General features: G+C 40.5%; 19 protein-coding genes. 3 read left to right on the forward strand and 16 right to left on the reverse strand.

Annotation, left to right across the window (positions count from 1 at the left end; translation table 11 throughout):
• Positions 1 to 37 precede the first annotated feature (37 nt).
• The 3 genes from WH223_RS12585 to WH223_RS12595 all read right to left on the reverse strand — a co-directional run bounded on the left by WH223_RS12585 (position 38) and on the right by WH223_RS12595 (position 2,314).
• Positions 38 to 916, reverse strand: a complete 879-nt coding sequence (locus WH223_RS12585; protein WP_340048058.1) for a GLPGLI family protein — start codon at positions 914 to 916, stop codon at positions 38 to 40.
• 29 nt (positions 917 to 945) lie between these two features.
• A complete protein-coding gene (locus WH223_RS12590; protein WP_340048059.1) occupies positions 946 to 2,037 on the reverse strand; it encodes a DUF4221 family protein in 1,092 nt (363 codons plus the stop codon).
• A 112-nt stretch (positions 2,038 to 2,149) separates the two neighbouring features.
• A complete protein-coding gene (locus tag WH223_RS12595; RefSeq protein WP_340048060.1) occupies positions 2,150 to 2,314 on the reverse strand; it encodes a hypothetical protein in 165 nt (54 codons plus the stop codon).
• A 433-nt stretch (positions 2,315 to 2,747) separates the two neighbouring features.
• On the opposite strand from WH223_RS12595, the gene WH223_RS12600 reads away from it, so the two are divergent.
• Entirely contained in the window at positions 2,748 to 3,461 is a 714-nt protein-coding gene (locus tag WH223_RS12600) for a carboxypeptidase-like regulatory domain-containing protein (RefSeq protein WP_340048061.1), read from the forward strand.
• A 46-nt stretch (positions 3,462 to 3,507) separates the two neighbouring features.
• Here WH223_RS12600 and WH223_RS12605 read toward each other — a convergent pair whose 3' ends face one another.
• The 6 genes from WH223_RS12605 to WH223_RS12630 form a co-directional block, all read right to left on the reverse strand.
• Positions 3,508 to 5,517 carry a BCCT family transporter gene (locus tag WH223_RS12605; protein WP_340048062.1) on the reverse strand — a complete coding sequence of 670 codons (2,010 nt, stop codon included), beginning with the start codon at positions 5,515 to 5,517 and terminating at the stop codon, positions 3,508 to 3,510.
• 506 nt (positions 5,518 to 6,023) lie between these two features.
• A complete protein-coding gene (locus WH223_RS12610; RefSeq protein ID WP_340048063.1) occupies positions 6,024 to 7,547 on the reverse strand; it encodes a SusD/RagB family nutrient-binding outer membrane lipoprotein in 1,524 nt (507 codons plus the stop codon).
• A 27-nt stretch (positions 7,548 to 7,574) separates the two neighbouring features.
• Positions 7,575 to 10,922, reverse strand: a complete 3,348-nt coding sequence (locus tag WH223_RS12615) for a SusC/RagA family TonB-linked outer membrane protein (RefSeq protein ID WP_340048064.1) — start codon at positions 10,920 to 10,922, stop codon at positions 7,575 to 7,577.
• A gap of 4 nt (positions 10,923 to 10,926) precedes the next feature.
• The gene (locus WH223_RS12620; RefSeq protein WP_340048065.1) at positions 10,927 to 11,838 is read right to left on the reverse strand and encodes a FecR family protein; all 912 of its coding nucleotides are present in this window, start codon (positions 11,836 to 11,838) and stop codon (positions 10,927 to 10,929) included.
• Positions 11,839 to 11,949: 111 nt separating this feature from the next.
• Positions 11,950 to 12,576 carry a sigma-70 family RNA polymerase sigma factor gene (locus WH223_RS12625; RefSeq protein WP_340048066.1) on the reverse strand — a complete coding sequence of 209 codons (627 nt, stop codon included), beginning with the start codon at positions 12,574 to 12,576 and terminating at the stop codon, positions 11,950 to 11,952.
• Between the two features lie 233 nt (positions 12,577 to 12,809).
• Complete coding sequence (locus WH223_RS12630) at positions 12,810 to 14,345, reverse strand: SulP family inorganic anion transporter (protein ID WP_340048067.1); 1,536 nt, start codon at positions 14,343 to 14,345, stop codon at positions 12,810 to 12,812.
• Positions 14,346 to 14,922: 577 nt separating this feature from the next.
• On the opposite strand from WH223_RS12630, the gene WH223_RS12635 reads away from it, so the two are divergent.
• Together WH223_RS12635 and WH223_RS12640 are read left to right on the forward strand one after the other, a co-directional pair.
• The gene (locus WH223_RS12635) at positions 14,923 to 15,924 is read left to right on the forward strand and encodes a polysaccharide deacetylase family protein (protein WP_340048069.1); all 1,002 of its coding nucleotides are present in this window, start codon (positions 14,923 to 14,925) and stop codon (positions 15,922 to 15,924) included.
• A 17-nt stretch (positions 15,925 to 15,941) separates the two neighbouring features.
• Positions 15,942 to 16,334 (forward strand): Dabb family protein, encoded by a 393-nt coding sequence (locus WH223_RS12640; protein WP_340048070.1) that lies wholly within the window; start codon positions 15,942 to 15,944, stop codon positions 16,332 to 16,334.
• Between the two features lie 325 nt (positions 16,335 to 16,659).
• Here WH223_RS12640 and WH223_RS12645 read toward each other — a convergent pair whose 3' ends face one another.
• From WH223_RS12645 to WH223_RS12675, 7 genes are all read right to left on the reverse strand, one after another.
• Positions 16,660 to 17,937, reverse strand: coding sequence for a type II toxin-antitoxin system HipA family toxin (locus WH223_RS12645; protein WP_340048071.1), 1,278 nt, complete (start codon positions 17,935 to 17,937; stop codon positions 16,660 to 16,662).
• Between the two features lie 2 nt (positions 17,938 to 17,939).
• Positions 17,940 to 18,224, reverse strand: a complete 285-nt coding sequence (locus tag WH223_RS12650; RefSeq protein WP_340048073.1) for a helix-turn-helix domain-containing protein — start codon at positions 18,222 to 18,224, stop codon at positions 17,940 to 17,942.
• 219 nt (positions 18,225 to 18,443) lie between these two features.
• A complete protein-coding gene (locus WH223_RS12655; protein WP_340048074.1) occupies positions 18,444 to 19,295 on the reverse strand; it encodes a DUF3037 domain-containing protein in 852 nt (283 codons plus the stop codon).
• Between the two features lie 176 nt (positions 19,296 to 19,471).
• Positions 19,472 to 19,924 (reverse strand): helix-turn-helix domain-containing protein, encoded by a 453-nt coding sequence (locus WH223_RS12660; RefSeq protein ID WP_340048075.1) that lies wholly within the window; start codon positions 19,922 to 19,924, stop codon positions 19,472 to 19,474.
• 67 nt (positions 19,925 to 19,991) lie between these two features.
• Positions 19,992 to 20,507, reverse strand: a complete 516-nt coding sequence (locus WH223_RS12665; RefSeq protein WP_340048076.1) for a helix-turn-helix transcriptional regulator — start codon at positions 20,505 to 20,507, stop codon at positions 19,992 to 19,994.
• A gap of 454 nt (positions 20,508 to 20,961) precedes the next feature.
• Positions 20,962 to 22,863, reverse strand: a complete 1,902-nt coding sequence (locus tag WH223_RS12670; protein ID WP_340048077.1) for an alkaline phosphatase — start codon at positions 22,861 to 22,863, stop codon at positions 20,962 to 20,964.
• A gap of 21 nt (positions 22,864 to 22,884) precedes the next feature.
• Positions 22,885 to 24,417 (reverse strand): RagB/SusD family nutrient uptake outer membrane protein, encoded by a 1,533-nt coding sequence (locus WH223_RS12675; protein ID WP_340048078.1) that lies wholly within the window; start codon positions 24,415 to 24,417, stop codon positions 22,885 to 22,887.
• Positions 24,418 to 24,424 lie beyond the last annotated feature (7 nt).

Below are 24,424 nucleotides of genomic sequence, written 5' to 3' on the forward strand. Positions count from 1 at the left end.
GATTAAAAGTGAATGAGTATCTTAATTAAATAACACATTAAAGTTTCGATAAAGCGATGGGATTCGGAATAACTACATTCCACGATTTATCATTGGAGACACCGAGGTCAAATCCTCCACCTAATGAATACATCAAAGGATTATCTATTTCTTTCTTAAATAAATTTGGATTGGTCTTGGCCAGATATGCTTTTTTCTCAAAATCGGCTTTATCTGTTACAACGGAACTTTCAGTAGCACTTAGCTGTATAGGTTTGTATTGTGGCAAGTAGTCTAGTACTTCATTTTTAGTTTCTGCAGGCTCTAGTCTAGAAAATAAATATTTAACCTCACCACGATTATCAACCGCCTCCACAATCAGCCCCGGTAGCCCACGAAGGAACCATGGACCCGCCGGAATAGCATGCTCCAAGGAAAACCAAACTTTCCAATCGCGCCCGGCATATTGGGCCGTCGCAAAACTGCAAGGGATTCCGGCAATCGTACGAATGCTGTCCACCAGCTGCCAGTCTATCGGACTAAGTATCTCGGGATATACATAGTGCCTGCTGATATACGCATCAACAAGCGCTTGATTTGTATTATAGGAGATGATAATTTCATCAGGAATAACGACTTTACCTCTTGTAATATTTACTTGCTCTTTTCCCATATCGAACTCTTGAACAACCTGTTTCTGTAAAACAGCTTTCGACAACACCTTATCATAGCTGATAAACTGGGCATGTTCGGTTCCCACCTTCAGCAGCATCAACTCTTTATACACCTCATCCTTATTATTCTCATCGCGCACATGATGGTGCTCATAATAAACCCGATATACAGGATTTTCATGAATCGTGGATTTAATGGCTTGCCCTTGCACTCCCACAGACCAGAACAAAAGGATAAATAGCCTATACAATTTCTTCTTCATAGTAATCGTTGATTAACGTTAAAAGAGATTTACTTAAAACTTATCAAATCAAAAGTCAGCTTACGATTATCCTTTACATACTCCTGATAATTTAATAGCTGTAGACCTTCTTTAGCCACAAAGGCTCCATCAAATTTATATTTCGAACCGAGGTCTTTATGGGTTACGTAATTAAATTTATCATCCAATACGACAACCGTTAAGGCATAAGCTTGAGAGGGTACTTTCTCCTGCAACAATCGATAATAACGCTTTCGTTGTTGGTCATATAAAATTGCTATGTAGTTATTATTTTCACTATAATGCTTTAGTGATAAAGCATGCGCTTGTTGTCTGCTAAGCTCCTCAGGCTTCTTATCCAATTGTTTTAAATCTATAGGCTCTACAATTTGGCTATACTTATTTTTAGTAGCCCCTTGTACAGCGGTCAACGTTTCTTTATCCAAATCGTAAATCATTATTTCATTGGAATACTGTGGAGCAATTATTATTTTATTGCCATTTAGGGCCGTCGAAAAACGTCCATGATAACCATAGTTATTGGTCAACAAACTGGAAGGAATTTTTGCGGCGTACTTTAAGGAACCATATTTTGGTGTAAAGACGTTAATAAATCCTCTTTTGGTTAAATCACCTAGTTTTACTTCATAATTCCGTGCAATAGCGTTTACCACATAGATGCGTCCTTTATAATAAACCAACGGACTAAAATCTAGAAAGGCAAAATAATTGCCATAACCATCCACCGGGGTGGCTGTCAACACATCTTGCCGCACAGTGTACTTCACTTCATCCTTAACAATGTGGAGAAAACGCAAAGAATCTTCATCAAACACCCAAAAACCACCTTCATTATCGACCGTAAAACTTGATGCTCCAATACTATTGGGCAACGTCACTCGTTTGGTTAATTTACCAGATTTCAGATTGTAGTATTCGATGTAAGATGAATTCTTTTTCAAATCCTTTACCAGACGAACATAGCTATCACCAATAACTGTTGACGCCTTGCCTGCATAGCTAGTTTCCTCCGGCAATGAAAATTGATATTGACCGAATAACAGAAAGCTAGATAAAACATAAGCCTGCAAAAAGATGAATTTTAATAGGTACAATTTCATGGTTATTAGTATAAAAGCTAGACGATTGGGCTATGGGCAATAGAAATAATTTCACCAAATACAAACGTGCTATCCAAAAGAGGATACGTAAACTTTCGGTTAGCCTATTCAATTATTCCATGTGGTAAAACAGCTCACCATTCAGGTATTTTGAAGCTAGAAAAGTTTCTTTTGCAATTTGCACTGCGGTATGCATACCAAGAGCAGATAGGCTAAATATCGTAATGGTTTGTACCCCCATCGAAACGACGAAGAGAATCCTGTTTAGCTGTTTCATTTTTTAAGTTTTATCGTTAATAGTCAATGACTAATGGGCGTCAGTCTATTACTAATCTAATAAAACAGCACAGAGAAAAATGTAAATAGGTAGAAAATCGACTAGTTATATCCCATAATCGTCCTAGTATTATTTCCTTTCAAAAAGAATATTAGCTAAAAAAGACATATAAAAGGCTGTTAAACATGGAAATCACCATTTCAATAAACTATGTAACTATATCTTGAAAATCGGAGAGAAATAAAATTGACGGCTATAATAGCAGGTTATTTTAGGCAGGATAAGCCTTAGCTATCAAAGGCGAGAAATATCCTTTATGCACTGATTTACCAGCCCCATCTGAATATCTCATCATCTTGTTAAAAACGTTAAAATAAACCTTAAAAATCCTTCTTTAACTATCTTTACAGCAACCAAATAAACGGAATTACAGATGATTAGGAGAGTAAGCATTATATTAACCTTGTGCTTCATCAGATTGATAACTGTAAAGGCACAAGAAATACAACGACATACAGGTATTTTGCTGTCGGCAGAAACAAGTAGGCCCTTAGCAGGGGTGAATATTCTGAATTTACGGACGAAGACTCATGTGCTGTCGGACCAGCAAGGGAACTACACCATATCCTACCAAAAGGGTGATTCTGTAGAGTTTAGACATAGCAACCTGGAAACAAAGACGATAGCGGTTTCGAATCTAAAAGACTCCATTTTTATCGAGAAAAAACACGTCCTGTTGGAGGGAGTTGTTGTCACAGCACGCAGTCCGGTGGCAAACCTTAAAGACTTGAAGCAACTACAACAAGCGCAGAACCAAAAACGAGGCATCTATTACGGCGGTCGTCCACCGATAGCCTTACTATCTCCATTTGGAGGCAAGCCCATCACCTTCTTTTATGAACTACTCAGTAAAAACGGGAAAAAAGCTAGGGCCATGGAAAAAACATTTCAACAAGAGCAAGATGAAACAGCCGTGGATATACTCTTTAACAACCAAACTATTAAGGCGGCCATACCCATTGCAGACGAAGAACTTGAATCCTTTAAACAAAAATTCAGACCAACGCCTAGTCAAGTAAAATATTGGAATACCTACGACCTACAGCTATACCTCAAAAAAAGCTTCAACCGCTTTAAAGGAGAATAGAACAGAATTTCTTTAACATTTTTCTTAAAATCGATAGTTCAATCCCTTACTTATTCTTATTGTAGTTACTACTGATAAACATTTCGTTTTGTTTCTCGGAAATCAGCTTGATAAAGCGTTCATAGTGTTTTAAGACGTCACTGATAAGTTCAGTCTTGGTAAAATATTGAACATCATATCCTTCACGCTCATCGCCGAAGTACGCCTTTGGATAGTACGTTTTACTATCGTCGAGGTCGGGCAGATTTTCCTCCTGCACCATAAATTCGGATACCATCTTGGAGTGTATCTTGACGCCGTAGATAAAGTTATTAACGACGTCGTGTTTAATTTCTATCTCAATACGCTCCGGCTTGTCGGCCATATTTATTTTAGCCTCGATACCATTGCCTTCAAACTCCTCTTTAAGCTCTTCGAAAGCCGGCTTGGCTGTTCGCCCGAGGAATACGGCCACAGCATTTCGGTCTTTGAAAGACACGATAGTCTTTAGGCGTTCCTTCCAAAATTCGCCCGACCAAGGCACCGTAGCGACAGAGTAGTTTTGGTCGTAGTATTTCTGGTCGATTATCAAGCCCTTCATAAGGCTGACGCAGAAAAGAAGCATAATCACGGCAAAAGGAAGAGCAGTAATCAAGGTCATCGTTTGTAAAGCCTGCAATCCACCCGCATTGAGAAGCAACAGCGCCATCACCGCTAGGAGGATACCCCAAAATAGCATCTGCCATTTGGGCGATTTCTCTGCATTTTTTGTAGCGATTCCATTCATCACTAAGATACCCGAATCGGCATAAGTAACGAAGAAAATAACTATAATAATAACGACGGCGTAGCTCACTATTTCGGTGAACGGAAGATAGTCTAAGAACAAGAACATAAGCTGGTCAGCATTGTGTGCCATGGCGCTAAGTGCTCCATTGGCCTCATTAACATCAAACCAAATGGCGCTATTCCCAAAAACCGTCATCCAGATAAAATTGAACAATGCAGGGATAATCAATACGGCAGCGATAAACTCCTGAATGGTTCTACCGCGTGAGATACGTGCAATAAACAAACCTACATACGGCGACCATGAAATCCACCATGCCCAGTATAAAATTGTCCAATTGTAGAACCAAGGCAACGTCTCACTTTCGTAGACATGGGTATTAAAGGTTAGGCCGAAAAAATTATTGATATAATCCCCCAGCCCTTCGGTAAAGCTACCGATAAGAAATACGGTAGGCCCACAGAACAGCACAAAAAATAGGAGTAAAAGCACCGTTACAACGTTGAGCTGACTTAGAATCTTCACCCCTTTGTTTACTCCCGAAGTAGCTGAAAAGATGGACATCGTAATTAAGATAGCCACGATAATTAGCTGGCTCGAAAAGCTAGTATCAGGAACAATATTTAATGTTTTCAACCCAGAATTAATCTGCACCACCCCAAAACCAAGCGTCGTGGTGATACCAAAGAAGGTACTACACAGGGCGAACACATCTACCGCATCACCCCATTTCCCATTTATACGGTCTTTCAATAAAGGATAGAAACAGCTTCTCAAAGAAAGAGGCAGTTTATAGCGATAGGCAAAATACCCTAAAGCCAACCCGACGACACCATAGATTGCCCAAGCATGTATCCCCCAGTGGAAGAACGTATACATCTGCGCTCCTTTAGCTTGGTTCATAAAATCATTGGTTCCAAACACGCCACTAGAGTAGTGCGATATTGGCTCGGCGACACTAAAGAACATCAGCCCGATGCCCATACCGGCTGCAAAAAGCATCGATATCCACGAGAAGAAAGAATATTCAGGCTTACTGCCGTTTGACCCTAGCCGTATCTTACCATACTTGCTAAACATCAAAAAGAGTAGAAATAAGACAAATAAGGTCACCGACCACACGTATATCCAATTCAAATTGACAAAAAGAAACTCCTTCACAAGGTCGAGGTAAGCGCTTGTTGCTGTCGGGAAGAGTACTGTAGACAAACAGATGCCGATAATAAAGATTAAACTGGGTAGGGTGATACCTCTGTTTAACGTTGTTTTAGCTATGCTATTTTTCATATATTTTTATATCAAGCCTCTTTTTTACTACCCATTATTGACTTACGGTAGTACTTCGAGGCTTTAAAATTCATTAACAATTTTATCCAAGAAAGGAACGTAAATCCCTTCTCAAAGGTATAGTAGTTATCAAAAAGCAGGCCTAAGCGGCCAAATTGAGCCTATTTTCAAGGAATAGACCAAAAGAAGCCTTTGCTTTTCGGGTTACAACGACATCATAAACAACGCCTTAGCCCGAGGATATAACCACTGGATAGAGAATATGTTTTAACAGGCACTTTTCGACCTCTTGGCGTACTTTTTCTTTAATTCTAGACATAGACTACCGCGGCAGGGATAGTAGCGGCATCCTTTTTCACGGAGCGCTAGCGGAGGGGAAAAGATAGAGCGGAAAGCCCGACCCGCAGGGTGCCGCCCAAATTCTTTAATTGTTATTAAAATAAAAAAAGCTGCCTCGAAAATAATCGAGACAGCTTTTAATTTATACTAGAAATTGTAAAATGTGCTTATTTCAAAATCCACATCAGCTGATTAGGGTCATCAATACCTCCATATTGTCTTTTCAGCGCTTCACTTACGTTCTCCCCATTGTTGTTGTACTCGACAGCAGGGTATCTCCAACGCGTAGGAATTTTATCGGGCGCATCGACATTCAAACTTGATGCAGGATTGATTTTCCATTTCGGATAGCTTGTACGTCTGTAGTCATAATACGGCGAAATACGACCTTGCAAGAAGCTAGCAAGATATTTCTGCGTGATGATGGCTTCGACTTTCTTCTCCAAATCTGTAGGGAAATTGGTACCATACTCATTCACTGCTGTAGTTACATAGTTTTGGTCCATTGGCATTCCTTGGTGAAATTGCGTCGTATTTGGTGTATTGTCTACGATAAACTTCATCGCTGCTTCGATACCTTTTTTATACCAGTTCACATCCGACTCGGTTACCCAGCCGCGTGCTGCAGCTTCGGCCACGACGAAACACATCTGCGCATAGGAATACTGCTGCGTAGGTTCGCCTGTAGGAATCTCGGTGTAGCGGTCGTTCAAACGGGAGTAGTCATTTTTTGTTCTAACGGCAGCCAAATCACCATAGGTTAAAGCAGGGCTTACTCCGACATAAGCATTGTAGTCGGTTGCAGCAAAGCCAGCAGCAATTTTCACGGGCGATGGCTTCGCATAGTAAAATAGGCGTCTATCTTTCGTTGTTTTCAAACGGTCGGTAACCTCATCAGATACAATGGCGTAGATAAGGTTGTTGTTACCAATTTTATAGAAAGGATAAGCCTGTCCACTTTTGTCGGAACGTAGCAACTGAAAGTTGTCTGCATTGGAAGTAAAGATAGGTTTGCTCGTCAAAATTGTATTGAAGCGTTCTTTCACTTTTAAATCGGCATCGCCAACTTTCTTACTTAGCTGCAACAATACATTTAACTCGAAACTATTGGCAAGCTTTCTCCATTTGTTGACATCGCCAGCAAACATCGGGTCGCCATCAAACTTATCTCCAGCAGCAAAAAGGGCATCAGCTTGCTCCAATTCGTTCAAGATACCTAAGAACACATCTTTTTGGGTATCATATTTTGGGAAGTATACTTTATCTGACTCTCCAATTAAAGCATCTTTGTAAGGGATATCGCCCAATGCCATTGTCAACTCATAGAAGCGGTAGGCCTGCGCAAAGTGCATAACTCCTTTATAGGAGTTTTTAAGCTTCTCGCTGGTCGCGAAATTTACCATATGCTGCGCATCATTCAAACTGATAAGCGACATCAACTGCGTACCAAAGGAGTTGAACTGTTCATTTTGGTCGGCCATCTCTCCCCAAGTAATTTCTTTAGTCAAGAAATAAGGGCGCATAAAACCTTTCTGCCCGGGCTGGTTGGCGATATCCATAATAATACGTGTCGCAATCATAGATGCCTTCACTTTCTCTGGTGTCTCCGGGTTTGTATTTATCTCATCAAATTTAGAACAGCCTACCAATTGCATGGCCAATAAGACTACCGCTAAATATCTTTTTTTCATTTTCATATTGCTATATGCTAAATTGAATTAAAAAGTCAAATTAATATTAAAGCCTACGTAACGCATAGACGGAGAGTTCAAATCTTCTTTACCCACATCAGGGTCTGAGAATTTGTATTCTTTCGTCCACAAGAATAAGTTTTGTCCCGTCACACCGATGCTTGCTTTTGATGCTTTAAACTTAGAAGCGATAGCTGTAGGCACGGTGTAGTTGACGGCTACTTCTCTCAATTTGATAAATGTCTCATCCAGCAAGTTGCGACGTCCACCCCAAGCAGATTTCCAATATGCTTCGTAAGAAACTGTTTGGTCATTGTTGGCGAAAACGCGTGTATCTTCTACAATCTGCCCATATTTATCATACGCAACAGCGCCTGACAAAATCTTAACCCCTTGACCTACGTATGTTTTATTACCATTCACAACCTCTTCATAGCGGAAAGCATTGTCCGAATCAGGGTGTGCTCCTGTTTGCCATAAGCGCGCGTTGATACCAGAAGAAGACATACCCTTTATACGTCCATCAATACTGAAAGACAGCTGGAAGTCGTGGTATTGAAACTGGTTGGTCAATCCCCAGAACCATTTAGGGTCGGAATAGCCCACTAATTGTGCGGCATATTTACCCGTCACGGGCATTCCTGAAGCATTGTGTACAATCTCACCAGTAGGCGACCTTTCCCAGTCGTTAGATACGATAAAGTCTTTACGCATACCTTTTTTCACGTATAAAGCGTCTAACGAATATTGCGGGTCTAGCTTATTGTAGTAGTTCAAATTTTGTGACATATTGGCCAACACATTCCATCTAAAGTGCTCACCCTTGATAGGAACACCGCCAACAGTAATCTCATGCCCTTTGGTCATTGTCTCTTCTTTAGTATTGATGAGTCGCGCATCAAAGCCCGTCATTTGTGACACCTTAGAAAAAATAGCTTCATTTTGTCTTATACGGTAGTAGCGTGTGTAGTTACCGAAGATTCTATTTTTAAGGATAGCGAAGTCAAAACCAAACTCGTACGATTTATCTTGCGTTGGCGAGATGGTATAATCTTTAATATTTGCTTCATAGGTTGCCTGCGGCAATCCATCCCACACGTTATTTCTAATGGTATACGCTGTTTTAATGTCGTACGGATTAGCGGTACGCTTCGTTACTACCCAAGCACCACGCACTTTGAACTGGTCTAACCACGATTGTTTGAAGTCAAACAAATCGGTCAAGGTAGCACTAGCTGATAGGGAAGGATAGAAATAAGAACGTTGTTCTTTGGCCAAAGTAGAAGCCCATTCATTACGTCCGGTAGCCTCTAAAAACAACGCATTACGCCATGATAAAGACACACGTCCGTAAACAGAATTGCTCATCAACTCACGTCTCGTCTGGATAGTACTAATAGGGTCTATCGAGTTTGTCAATGAGTAAAACCCTGGAATAGACAAACCGTTTACTGTAGAGAATACAGAACCTTTGCGCAAGCTATACAATATAGCACCACCGGCTAAACCTTCGACATTGAAATCGCCCCAAGTTTTGTTGGCTGTGAATATCGCATCGGTATTGCTGCTGAATCCATCATCTTTACCATTTTGATATTTACCTCTACTGTTGAAACCTCCGTATCCATCAAAACCACCACGCGTACCGTAAATACCTATCGGGTTACGTTGTGTTTTTTCAGACCCGAAATAATCATAACCTGTACGTAAGATAAATTTACCCCAAGAGGTCACCTTATAGTTTAGCGTAACGGCAGCATTAATTTTATTTACTGTCTCTGGTGTAATCTTCTCATGGGCAATTAAGTATGGGTTATCATACCAACCATTATACATCCAGTTTTGAGACTGGTCTTTCACTAACCAATAATCTTGGTAATCGCGAATATCATACTCTGGTCCTGTCCAAACCAATAAGTTGTAGATATAACCTTGGTCGTTGTACCCTTGACCAAAATTGGTGCTCGAAGCGTTACGGCTGTAGCCAATGCTCGTTTCCAAATCTACCTTCTCCCCAACTTTTGTTGTTCCCGTCACGGAGATATTCGTTAGGTTAAGCTTCTGATTCGGGTATTGTCCTTTATTTAAGATATGGTTAATCGCAGTACGAATACTTCCATGCTCTCCTTGATTGGTAAAACTAACCGAGTTGTTCGTAATAAAACCAGGAACCAAGAAGTTCTTAAAATTATTTTTACCTGCAGAAACTAGTGGCATCTCTTCACGCTGCTTCGTGAAAGGGTTCCACTGCATAGCTGTGCGGCCGATATCCAATTTATCACCCCAAACAAAGTCGTTGTTATTGAATTTACCGCCTTCACCCGAAGAGTATGACTGTTGCACTTTTGGTAATGCGAGGTAGCCCGAGAAGAACATATTGTTGGTACTCACGTTAACCTCTGTACCTGCCTCGCTCAATCCTTTTTTCGTTGTAATCATGATGGCACCACCACGACCACGCTCCCCATAAAGGGCCGCTGCTGCCGCTCCTTTAAGGACGTTCATATCTGCGATGTTATCTACAGGAACCTCCCGCAAGGTCATATTTTCATACAATACCCCATCGATTACTAAAATCGGCGTAAGTCCACGAGCCTGAATCTCAGGCACAGCGTTGAACTCCGTACTGTTGCGCACACGCACCCCAGAGATACGTCCCGTCAAGGTCGTTCCAACATCTACCCCTTTAACTTTATTTAGCTCTGCGCCACTGATATTTTGTGTCGCATAGCCTAATGCTTTTTTATCACGCTTGATACCCAAAGCCGTTACAACCACCTCATCTAAAGCAGTCGATGACGATTCTAGCTGCACCAAAGCCACTTGTGTACTTTTCACTTCGATAGGGTTGTAGCCTACCATTGTAAATTGCAATGTTGCATTTTGAGGTACATTGTTAAGCACAAAAACACCCGATGCATCCGAGTTGGTAACTTGGCTAGCACCTAAAACACGCACATTAACTCCTGCAATCGCCTCTCCCGTCGCTTTGTCTACTACTTTCCCACGTAGCTCCTGCTGGCTTACCGCTGTTGCCGCCGCACGCACAACCGACGCCCCTTTGTCTGTTTTTTTAGCAATCACATACAGCTTATCGTCAATCTTATTGACCACAAACTCATCGTCCGAAATATTCGCTACAAACTGGGCTACATTTCCTTTGTTGAGCTTGTTTAGGTCAATGTTGCTACTCACCTTTCGGCTAGAGATAGACGCATCGTAGCTAAACTTGACATTGAGCTTTTTCTCCATGTTGGCGATTACTGAGCCAAACCCATCTGCCTGCAGCATCGTGCTGGCCATCAGCTGGCTTCCCATAAATAACGTGAGGAAAGCCCCTCCCGCGGCCTTGAAATAGTACTTGCTTCTTTTCATAAAATCAGCGTTTAGAAATAATAAGTTTATTGAATGCTTTGTTAAGAATTTCTATAGATTTTTCTAAATCATTAGCCGGTAGATATCCCGTAAAAATTTGGCTTTTATTGCTTTCATGCAATACCAAATGGGCCTCAGGATATAGACTATTTAGGTCTTCAAATATTTGAAGTAAAGGCTCTTTTTCGAAACTTAAGAAAGAATAAGTCCATAGGTTAGACGCGGCAGTATCAACAAGCGACTTCTCAAAATCATGCTTTTTAGCATCATACTGAACCCCTTCCCCCGGTGCTACATACATTTTTTTGTCGCCATGTGACACCTGCACCTTTCCGTGCTTAAGTACTAAATTATTTTGCGCAGGTAGGTTTATTAAATTGAAGGCCGTGCCCAGTACGCGGACGTCAAAAGTACCAGACTCCAACACGCAGAAAGCTTTATTTGGATTCTTAGCGACCTCAAAAAAGGCTTCACCTTCCAATTTCACGCGACGTACGGTGTCTTGATTAAAATCCGACAGCAACGCTAAGCGTGCTCCTTGCTTTAGCAACACTTTACTACCATCACTAAGCAGTATAGATTTTACAAATTTGGTGTTGTTACTGATAGATGATAACTCTTGGAATGGGTTATTCTTTTGATTAGCAGACTTCCAGATATACATACCGCCACATAGAACGGCTACCAATAGCGCTGCAACAGCTGCTACCCGTCTGTTTAACTTAAAAATCGAAGGTTTCTTTTCGAAGGCTTCACCAGTAATCTGTTGATAGATAGATGCTGTCTTTCCAGCAGATAAAGAAATATCATCAGCTGACAAATTAACGACCTCTTCCAAGTCCCAATGCTCTTCGGCATCCGCATCAAGCAGTAGCTCCAATAAAATGGCGCGCTCCTCTTCGGAACATTCTTCCAACAGGTACTTTTTATACAGTTGGTAAAAATCGGTATTATGTATATTTTCTTATGCAATATATAATATATACGGTCAAGGCGGAGGGAAAGACGGCTCTAGTCGAGAAAAAAGTTAAAAAATTTCAAAAAAGATGATGAGGGCTAAAGAAAGACTCATGCGTTCAAGGATATAGCTACGCACAAACTTATTACCCTTCACGATATGCTCACGAACGGTATTCACGGAAATACCCAATTTTTCGGCTATTTCGCTATTATTCAAGAATTCTTCTTTGCTTAGGGCATAGATTTCCATTCTACATTTTGGAAGCTTGGAGATAGCTTCTTTATACAATTTTTCGAGGTCTTTGTAGGCTATTTTATCTTCGATAGAATTATCATGCGCCTCAACGCCCAGCTGTTTCAACGCTGAATATTGAAGCCTTACCTGCCGCTTCCGCAATTCGTCAAACACCAAATTGCGCGTGGTGCTATAGAGGTAGGAAGAATAATTTTGTCCAGCATCTATTGTATCCCACTTGGCCCATATTTTTGAGAATGCCTCCTGCACAATATCAGACGCTAGGTCACCATCCCTAAAATGCATATAGGCATACTTGTACACCTTATCTTTATGGGAAACGAAAAAATCTTTGAAATCTAGGTCTATACTTTTGTCAACTAACATGAACTCCTCCTCGGCTTGTCCTATTAAATGCGATACAATATAATAATTACGCTCGACATCGCGTAATCTCAAATCTTTGCAAAGCAAAACATCTCACATTACGTCTGAATGAAAACGACATGAACTTAATGTTAAATCCACATTATGTGACGTTAAACATGAGCCAAGGCCTAAAAATATTTTTATACCCATTTGTTGTTTTTCGGTTGGTGTAACTTTTTTTTAATGGAGGTAGCTACACACCGCACTATTATCAACAATAAAGTAGGCCTCATTTGCCTTAGCAAAACGGCCTACTCTAGATTTTATTTGTCGTTAGCAACCTCGTACCGCGGGTCCTCCATAATGTTAACCTCGATAACCGAATCGGCATTTTTCAATAACACTTTACAGTCATCACTAAGATGCCTAAGGTGGAGCACCTTACCCACCTTAGCATACCGTTTGGTGAGTTTATGTAGCGCCTCAATAGCGCTCATGTCGGCCACCCGACTATCCTTAAAATCTATAATCACGTCCTGCGGGTCGTTTACCACATCGAACTTCTCGAGAAAAGTCGCGACCGAACCAAAAAATAAAGGCCCATAAATTTCATAATGCTTCCTCCCCTGTTCATCCACATACTTACGCGCACGTATCCGTTTTGCACTTTCCCACGCAAAAACTAAAGCCGATAAAACCACGCCAATGAGCACGGCTAATGCCAAATTGTGTAGCCATACCGTAATAACCGCGACCAATATGCCAACGATTACATCTTGCCGCGGCATTTTATTGATGATGCGAATGCTTATCCACTCAAATGTACCGATAGCGACCATAATCATTACGCCAACGAGCGCTGCCATAGGCACGCTTTCAATAATAGGAGCACCAAACAGGATAATAAGTAAAATAGCTACCGCAGCAATAATTCCGGACAAACGTGCGCGCGAACCGGCCGAAAGATTCACAAAAGATTGTGCAATCATGGCGCAGCCGCCCATTCCCGTAAAAAAACCATTCACGACGTTAGCAGCACCCTGTGCCACAGCCTCTTTATTACTTTTACCCTTTGTGCCCGTTATTTCATCCACCACGTTTAAGGTCAACAGACTTTCAACCAAGCCCACGCCTGCCATAACCAGCGAATAAGGGAATATTATTTTTATCATTTCCAGATTTAAAGGTACTTCCGGAATATGGAAAGGAGGAAAACCACCACTAATAGACGCTATATCTTTGACCGTTTTTGTGTCTATCCCAAAACCTATTACCAACAGAGAAACAATAATAATAGCAACTAAAGAAGCAGGAATAGCCTTCGTTATTTTCGAGAAAAACACCACGATAAAAATCGTAAGAGCCACCAAGCCAAGCATAATCCATAGTGCCGAACCTCCCAACCAGGCCGTATCGCCCGTGTCGCCCGCTTTGAACTGTTCTATTTGAGACATAAAAATGATAATGGCTAAACCGTTAACAAATCCATACATCACCGATTGTGGCACCAGGCGAATAAACTTACCAAGGCGGAGTAAACCAACCGTTATCTGCAGCACACCGGCCAATGCAACAGCCGCAAAAACATACTCTACACCATGGCTCTGCATAAGCGCAATAAGCACTACAACCGTAGCACCAGCACCACCAGAAACCATACCCGGTCTACCGCCAAATATAGCCGTTATCAAGCCCATCAAAAAAGCCGCATAAAGGCCTGTCAGTGGAGTTAAGCCGGCAAGAATAGCAAAAGATAGTGATTCTGGAATCATGGTCATGGCAACAGTAAGGCCCGCCAAAACCTCCGTTTTATAATTGACTTTTTGTGTAAAATCAAATAATTTTAAATAAGCCTTCATCTACTGAAAGTTTTATAGTATACAAGAAAAATAATGAAATGCTACGTAGAATAGTGTCCAATGCGTCTACCACGCAGAAAGAAACTTAAAACTAAACGACTAAGGTGGAGTAACTTGCGATGATGTGATTTTTCTTTTCATTTGAGCACAAAAATAATTTTTTTGTGCCTGCTATGCAATGTTTAGTTATTTAATTTTCTAATCAGGGTGTTTCGAAGGAGATTTTTCCAGCTTCAAAATTAGGCGTTTAATAATTTGTTCTTCTGGGCGGCTGCTGTGCACCGGGCTATCCGCTGTATCTTTTTGCGCTGCTATCGCGCGCAAAAAAGGATGCCGCTCCTATCCCTGCCGCGAATGAAAAACTATTTATCAAGCTATCTAGCATAAAAATAAATATTCCCGCACAAAGTAAATTTCCGAAATTGCGGATGGCAACTGCTATAGCTTTCTTCATCAATATCCACAACTATCACCTCAATGATACCTCTTTATAACTTAGGTTATTTTGATACCAGCAAAAACTAACTGACATTTACATAATCGCCCGATTATAAAATAACAGTTTAATAAATCTAAAATGGATAGACGAAATTTTATTACAACGGCGTCTTTTGGGGCATCTGCACTAGCTATACCCCATTTGGTCAATGCGAAAGCTTCACCCAAAAAAGAACCCACAACCGATACTGCCAATAACTTCTGGCCAAACGGTTCCCGCTTAGCAATTTCTATAGCACTACAGTTTGAAGCTGGCGGACAGCCCATCTCGGGAGCCGCCGGATTGATACCCGAACCGATTAAAAAAGACTACCCCGATTTGGCTACCAACTCCTACTTTGACTATGGCGTGCAGGAAGGTATACCACGGCTGCTCGACCTTTTTGATAAATATGGAGTCAAAGCAACCTCCTTTATGGTGGGCAAAGCTGTAGACAATAATCCCGAACTAGCCCGTGAAATTGTGAGACGCGGTCATGAGCCTGCGGCGCACGGCAAAGAATGGGCCTGGCAATACCACCTATCAAAAGACGAGGAAAGAGAATGGATACGCAGTGTCAAGGAATCCATTGAAAAGGCAACAGGTGTCACTCCTTTGGGCTATGACTGCTACTGGATGCGTGGCAGTGTACACACCTTAAGCTTACTGCAAGAACTGGGCTTTATCTACCACAACAATGACCTTAGCCGAGATGAACCCTACATACAACAGCTGAATGACAAGCCTTTTGTGACGATGCCATATACCATCCACATGAATGACATCGGCTCCTACGACTTTTCGGGCTTCTCCCCCGCCGACTATGAGCAACAATTAAAAGATGAATTTGACCAGCTCTATGAAGAGTCTGCAACACGAAGAAGAATGATGCTTATCAGCTTTCACGACCGTATTTCTGGCCATGCTTCTCGTGTACGCGTCATCGAACGTTTCTTCAAATATGTAGCCCAACATAGTGGTGTGTGGTATGCCACAAAAGCGGAACTTGCTCAACATGCTTTAGCAACGCCTAATATTACGCCACTTGTGACCAGAGATGTAGCCGAAAAAAGTGGCCTTGCGGGTAACACAAATTTATAATACCTAAAAACAACACCATGAAAAAAAACATCATTATCTTATTGGTTATGCTCATTGGTAGCCTAACCATTCCTGCTAATGGACAAAATAAATCTGAATTTGGTCCAGAAAAAGCCGTTCATATCGTCTTATTCAAATTCAAGCAAGAAGTAACGTCGCAACAGATACAGCATCTTGGCAACGAAATATTAAAACAGAAAAATACCGTACCAGGACTATTGGAAATTTCCTTTGGGGAAGACTTCACCAACAGAGCTAAGGGATTTACCCATGCTGAGGTAGCCGTATTCAAAGACAAAAAATCACTGGAAGATTTTAACCAATCGGACGCTCATCTAGAATTAATTAGCAAACACATCAAACCGATACTTGAAGATATTTTGGTCGTAGACTACTTGGTTAAAAATTAGCTCATGATGGCTATGTTACGGCTGCAATTCCTGCTCTGAATGCAGGATGTGGTCTAGAAAAAGAAATAATAGTATTTAAGATAGTAGATTTTACAAGGCGATAAAACACATAAATCTACGCTAAATCATGATGATTGGCTATTTCTTTTTCTAGCGCAGCTGTGACTAGCTCTATACCCGACAAAGTCACAATTTCAACTTTCAAGTGGGGTGAGGATTTAATTTATCATTGATAATAATCGTCTTAATATGATTCAGGCTACCATTAATCGTATCCAGTCAAAAAAATATCTAATGCTATATTGATAGTTTTTTGATGTTTATTTTATCCCTTTTTTTGAGCTAGAAGTATGCTAATATTTAAGTCTATAGAACCACATATAGCATTTATAATTCTACTAGGCACTTTATTATTTTCAAGTATTCGTTTCAAATTAGGCAGGCTTTGAAGTGTACTTTCAATTATGTTTTTAGCATTCTTAATAGCGTATGTATCTGCAATTGTGAGAAGGTCCCCAATAAGAATATCATTTGTTTTGCCATTTATTGAAAGAGCACGATTGATTTTTTTAATATGTAAAAGGGGATTTAGCGCAAATGTGACATCGTAAGCGGGCGCCAAATTCCATTTACGAGTCGAATCATTGTAAATAAAGCTGTGATTTTTCAGGTGGTCGTCGACATTTAAGAACACAACATTGAAAACCATTCGCTTAAAAAGAGATTCGATTTGTACATGTGGCACACGCAAGCGAGTGGAAAGCATAAATAAATTTTCATAACTCGAATTTTCAGCTTTTTTAAAATCCCAGCCTGTCAATCCACTGGCAGTAAGAACATGTTTTTTCTTTCCATTTTCCCTATCAAATCGCAAAGTACAGAAATGTTTACCATCTATTAATTTAGATGATTGCATATCAATTCCCAATGAAAGAGCAAAATCATAATAACAATACTCAATAATTTCTGCGGGATAAGAAGAATCTATTGCCAATTTTATAAGATAGTGATTATAGTCATCGGCATAGTTAACATCGCCAGGAATTAGTCTTCCTGTGGCTTTTTCTTCAGATACCAAAATTTTTGGACGTGCTCCTCCTGCAGAAGTACCAATACGAAACATATTTAATAAAGATTCATGACTCAAACCTTCTGTACTTAATTCATTTTTTATATCCAAAATCCTTTTTGAAAGTTCGGTCATTTCTTCTATGTTGACTGAATTTTCGAATCTTTTGGAAAATGCTTTAGAAGGTCTATACTCTAGCGCTCCCATTCCACGCGACCCAACATAAGCAAGTTGTTCGACAGGAGAAACACTGGTTTTATCATTGGCGTTCATCCACTCTTTAAAAACTACATTACCAAATAAGTCGGGTAATGAATCAGCAAACATTGGGGGAATACCTTTAAAAGTATCGCCGTTAAATGTTGTGAAAACCTGAACGGTCTTAGTCTTTTTCAACAAGAAAGGGAAAAGAGGTTTATAATTGTCCTCTTGCAAAAATGCTGGATTATACTGAAAAAAAGATTTATCAGTCTTTTCATCGTAAGCAAGTCTTCCAATATCTTGCCCATTGTAATAAACACCAATGTCTTTCATTTTTAGTAAAAATTAAGATTACTTTTTTCTTCCTCATCTTGAATAAGCTTCAATGTTATTTTATAAAACACATCTAATCTATCAAAATATTGAAGCACCTTTAAAAGTGTATCAATCGTAAAATTATTACCTTTCTCTAAATTGTATATCGTTTTATGAGATAGGTTCAATTTCTCTGCCAATGACATTTGGGTTTCATTCTGCTCCTTACGCAAAAGTTGACACCACCTCGCTATTTTAAGTTTTGCCTCTTTTAGTGTAACCTCATTTAAAAATAATTCTTCCATACATAATAGACATTATAATACCAAATATAATCAAAATAGATACAAATGGATATTATATTACTATTTAATGGAAGTAGAAATAAGGATATTTAAAAGAAAAGCCAGTCACCGAAAGGCATTAGGCTACGGACAATCTGCCATGCATGCAGGATGTGGTCTAGAAAAAGAAATAATAGTATTTAAGATAGTAGATTTTACAAGGCGATAAAACACATAAATCTACGCTAAATCATGATGATTGGCTATTCCTTTTTCTAGCGCAGCTGTGACTAGCTCTATATCCGACAAAGTCACAATTTCAACCTTCAAATGGGGTGAGGACTTATCGGTAAGAAACGATTTTACATACGCCATCATATCTGCATTATCCTCTGGCATTTTTGTCAAAAGATATAAGTGTAAATCCTCTTCTACGGTTCGAAGTTCATCAATTTGTCCAGCCCACCGACGAACCTTATTTTTTATATTATCTTCTCTAACTAAATCAAAATTAACAGATTCAAAAAAGTTCAAATGCCCATTCTTCCAAGAATGCTCAAATGTAATTTCACTATATTTCGTCTGTACAGTTCTTTCTATTAAATATGGGGAGATATTTTGTTCATCAAAGAAAACCTTAAACAGCTTAGTCCACACTTCCTTATCCGATTTAATATCTGTATCAACATCCAGCATACCAAGGGTTAGCAATCGTTGACTAAGATACCCCACTAAATGTTCAAGAGAAATATCCAAAGAATAACGCACATCGGAAAACATTAATGCGCTATCATCGCGTACAAATGCCTGACGTGTTATTTCGTCAACATGTTGATAACGATTAAAATGAAACTTATCGTTTATAATAAGTGCTTGAATACGAGTAAGACTTGATTGAACCGTAGACAATTGTTTTAGTAGGTAACGTGTATTTGTATTGGAAAATAACTGACTTATTGCTCCTACACGACGCAAAATTTTAAAAACAAGCTCTTGACTTTCACTATCAAAAGCAACAATACCGACATTCAAAAACTCGCCCGTTACCTTGTCGGGATAGAATTGTAATATTTGATACTGGAACTTTTTCATGATAACAATAATTTGATGTTTTGAATAAACTAAAGATGTTATTATGAAAATTAATTATCAATCAAATAGGAGGCTTATTTATCTTTTTTCAATCAATTGCGCCAATTGTTTCATCATCTCTTCTTTTTCTTTTAGCATACGTTCGTAAAGAGCTATTTTCTCTTCATGAAGTCGAACTATTTTTCAAGCTGATTTACTCCCAGATAATAACTGAATAAAGAATTACCACTCGCATTATCTTGATTATAAACGGTATTTGAAATTATGTTAATCGAGGATACACCTTTATCCTTTTCCATAACGCGCTCAGAAAAGGATAAAAGAGCCTCTATGCGTTGAAGAACTTCTTTTTCAACGACTTTACTTTGTTCCAGTAAATCAAAGGTGTTGGAAATTATACCGATTGCCTGTTCTTCATTAAAATTCTCAATCGCTTGAAATGGAATTTTTAAAATTGTAGCGATATGCTGGAGAATCCCAATTTCTACGGCTTCCTTTTGCTCAAGTAAAGACACTTTTTTCTGACTCCAATTATCGCCCAATTCAAAAGCAAGAAACTCTTGCTTGATGCCAAGCATTTCTCTAAACCTTTTGATATTTCGGCCCTGATGTATTTTGGTCTCTGCCATAATATTGAATAATTTAGGACTCTTTATATTACTTTCATATAAAGATGATGAACTTGTTTTAGCCTATTTATACAAAACGAGCTGCCGCTTTGATTTTCTGCTCATCATCTAGAGAAAGAAAAGCAGGAATTAGTGTATCGATATTAATCTGTAACAATCGATGGATAACCACCAAATCTTTTAGGGCAAAGGGCTTGATACCATTTATAAGTTCGGACATATGAGTTTTACTTCTATGGCCGAGCAGCTTTGCTAAATCTTCTTGTGTTAATTTTAAGTCTTTTAGTTTATCAAGGATAGCTTCTTTACGCTTCTGTATAAACAGACGTTCAAGCTCGGCTATTTTCTCGGCTTGGTCGCTTTCTACTACTTTGCTAACATCTATCTCGTCACTATTTGCCCAATTCTGTTTTTCAAAAGCTGCTATAAGGTCACGTAGCTCGGCACGCATTTTTTTGAAATGCACATCTTCTTTAGCCAACAAACGTAAGCTACGGTCAGCAATTAATGCTCGTTCATAATCAAGCTTATTGGAGATGGTGCCTTCAGCAATCCTTTTCTCGATATCGAAATGTGTTTTCACAGGTATATAATTGGTCTATTTCAAAGGCGACTTCCATAGCTAAAACCTAAGGAAACAACCTATTATAAAGATACAAAAGCGTTTTTTTAATACGAACTTAAATAGGATTTACTATTTAAGAAATCATGAAAGCTATTACAACATACAACACCAATAAAAGGGCTGTTAATGCCATCCGGAAGCTATAATTGGGTAGGTAAAACCTTCCATTTGTCAAAATGGAATAAACAAGACACAAATAATAAACTCACTAATTGCACCTATTTGGTGCTACCACTACCCCGTTTGCGGCAGGGATTGGAGTGGCATCCTTTTCTATGGAGCGCTAGCGGAGGAGAAAAGATAGAACGGAAAGCCCGGTGCGTAGCAGCCGCCCAAAAATTCATGTTGAAAGAGAAAGCCCCGCTCCCCGTAATTGTGGGAAAGCGAGGCTTCCTTTTATGCGGTGCAGCTTTTATTTCTGCTTGCCGCCTAGGATAGAAATTACCTTGTGGAAAATCTCTGTATTTTGGTAATAACCGGTAAGAGCATCCGATTTTGGTCCGTAGATAAATACGGGAACGGGTACGCTCGTGTGGTCGTTACTACTGAAGCTACCGTGGATAAATCCATTTTTCTCGTCGCTATCCAACAGGGTTAATCCGCCTGTTTCATGGTCTGCGGTCACGATAACCAAGGTATGTCCATCTTTATCGGCATAGCGCAAAGCCTCACCGACTACCTTATCAAAATCTAGTGCTTCTTTCACCAAGTAAGGCAGGTCGTTGGCATGTCCGCCAAAATCAATCTGCGCCCCTTCGGCCATGATGAAGAAACGCTCGTGGTTCTTATCAAGAATAGTTAAGCTTTCATTCAACAACTGGCTCAACACGTCGGTACGCCCTGCTTTCACAGGTTTTGTATAATCAGCATCTAGAAATACAATCTGTCTTTTTGCCGCTTTATCTAGTTTTGGCGTATTGCCATAGCTGATATTTTTTTGTGACATCGACTTTTTATACTGCTCCGCTGCTGTTCCTTTGAACCAGCCTGGTGTACCACCAGCCAAGATATCAAAAGAAGCCGTCAACGCCTGCTGTGCTATAGCTTTGGAAGAATCGCGCTCGCTAACGTGTGCATAGAAAACGGCTGGCGTAGCATCTGTCAAATCGCTGGTCGATAGGATGGCTGTTCCCCATCCTTTAGCTTGCAATTTTTCGGCTAGGTTGGGTAACGCATTGCCCGCTGGGTCCATGGCGATGCTTCTGTTGTTGGTTTTACTACCGGTGGCCAATGCCGAACCGCCAGCTGCTGAATCCGTATTGTCGGAGTTCACGGCTTCGGTGCGCGAAAGTCCTACTTTACGCATCTGCGCCATGTTTAAATTACCGTGATTGGCAGCTAATGCGGCTTTCACCTGCGCGAGGCCCATACCGTCGCCTATCAACAATATAACCTTACGCACTTCGCGGTCGGTTGCATCTGAAACATAAGTAGGTGTATATACTTCCTGTGGCTTTTCTTGACGATATTGCTCGTAAGGAATGCGCTCGATAAACTTAGCTAGTGCATCGGGCTGGTCCGTATTTATCCAGTAAACGCCCATTTTGTTGAGCTCTGACCAGGTATTTGGACTATCGTGATTTCCCCAAAAACGAAATGGCACTTGGTGTTGACGTGCAATGGCTGTAGCCGCTACAATCTTGGCTTTATCCTCTGGTACGGGTGTTCCTTTACCATTCCAGTTGGTGTAAGCTTTTAAATCAGCGCTCAACATACCGATACGCTTCCATTCTTCGGTAGTATATTTACCATCAACAGCACCATCAAAAGAAATCCAATTCGGGTACTTTTTGAAATCGGCTGGCGCTGGGCGGTCACCACTGATAACGATGCGCACGGCAGCGGGATTTACCACTGGGTCAAACGCCTTTCCATCTTTAGCCAATAGCTGCATTAAAGCGGCTAAAACGGGGCTATGATTTTCTTTAATGTCAAGCATGAGCTGCAAACGCTTGCTCTTATCGGCAAATACATAGCCTCCATGCTCTTTTACGAGCTTGCGGATTGGCTCGATATATAGGCTATTTAAGGTACGGTCTTTACGGATTTCGGATTTATCATGTGCCACATACAGTATGCCATCACGCAAATACAAATCGGCCTCGATAGATTCCATACCTGCATAATAAGCACGATAAAAAGGGATATCTTGTGCATAGTCGTTATGGCTATGCCCCTTCATCGCTAAGGTTGCTCCTGTCTTGGCTCCATTAAACATCAAGCTATCCAACAGTTTGCTCTGCTCCTGTCCATAGCCATGAAGGTGCGCTACAAGTAACGCACCTCCAAGTATAAATTTTATTGTTTTAATCATTATTGTTATGCAATAAGGGTACTACCAGCCTTCATTTTGTTTAATGATGCCTTTACTGTTATCGATTTCACGCTGCGGCACTAACCATACGTGGTTTGCTTTTGGATTGAACTTTCTACCTACCCAAATTACTTTTCCTTGTGAATCGTGCAATGGTTTCGCATAGGTAGCTTCTGCATCGCCCCAACGGATTAAATCACGGTGACGGTCTGCAAACTCGCCTGCTAATTCACAACGGCGTTGGTTTTTCAAGTCGGTCATATCCATACCTGCTTTTGTACCTAAGCCAGCACGTTTACGAATCATGTTTAATGCATTATCGCCTGCTCCTGCTCCACGTAGGCTTATCGCTGCTTCTGCTTTGATTAACACCACTTCAGCATAACGCATCAACGGTACGTTTAATGAGGTAGAGTTGTGGTCACCATTTGGACTTACGTATTTACCGATAGGGTCTGTATAGGAGAACGGCTCCATATATTTGTTAAACTGGTAATCGGATAATGCTGCTGTAGGCGGCGTGAAGGTTGTTTCTACCCCGAAGTATTTGAATTTATCACCTGGCTTTAAGATGGTAACCTCACGACGTACATCGCCTGTTTCGTAGGCATCATACAACTCTTTGGTAGGCAAATAATAGCCCCAACCGTTGTATTTACCCCAACCTCCGTTGGTCAACATAACACCTGGAAGGATACTTCCCCAACCATCAGGACCTGTCGCGCTACTCGTTACAGACCAGATATATTCTGAACCGTAGTTGTGTGATGTTGTAAATACATCTTTGTAGTTATCTTCTAGCTTACGCTTTCCGTAGTTCATCACCGAGTCGGCGTAAAGCTCTGCATTTGCATAATCTTTCATATACAAATACGTTTTCGCTAGATAGCCCCAAGCAGCTACTTTATGAGCTCTACCTTGGTCTGGTGCTTGGTATGTATCAAAGTATGGAAGCAAATCTGCCGCTTTTTTAAATTGGCTGATGGCATGCTTATAGTTTTCAGTCACGTTTGCCGCACGCGGCACGGCTTCGGTGTGGTCCATATTTTCTACCGTCACGATAGGTACTCCTTGGCGCTCATCGCCCCAGTTGGCTGCCAACTCGTAGTTCATTACGGCACTATTGAAATAGGCTTCACCCAACACTCGGTTTTTAATACCAACGTTCATATCGATAGCTGGCACATAACGAATGATATCATTCGCACGCTTGATTACCGTAAAACGGTCTACCCAGTTATTTTCTGTATAGGAACCACCGATGTAACCACGGTTGAAGTTTTTCATGTTGTCACCTTGCGCATTGGCACGTCCCGTAACCATATCGTCACAAGAGTTGATGAACCAGAATAATCCACGTCCGTAGAAAGACTCACTCTGGTCGTATAAAGCATACAAAGCATTACTTGCGCTAATCGCATCGGTTTCTGTTTTCCAGAAGTTGGCCTTCGTTGGCGCTCCTTCAGGGACTATGTCAAGTTGGTTGTTACACGCGCTAAATAGGGAAGCTACAGATAGCCCCAGTAACATCGTTTTTGTTATATTATTTTTCATTTTGTGT

The organism is Sphingobacterium sp. MYb382 (assembly GCF_037572665.1).
Lineage (GTDB): Bacteria > Bacteroidota > Bacteroidia > Sphingobacteriales > Sphingobacteriaceae > Sphingobacterium.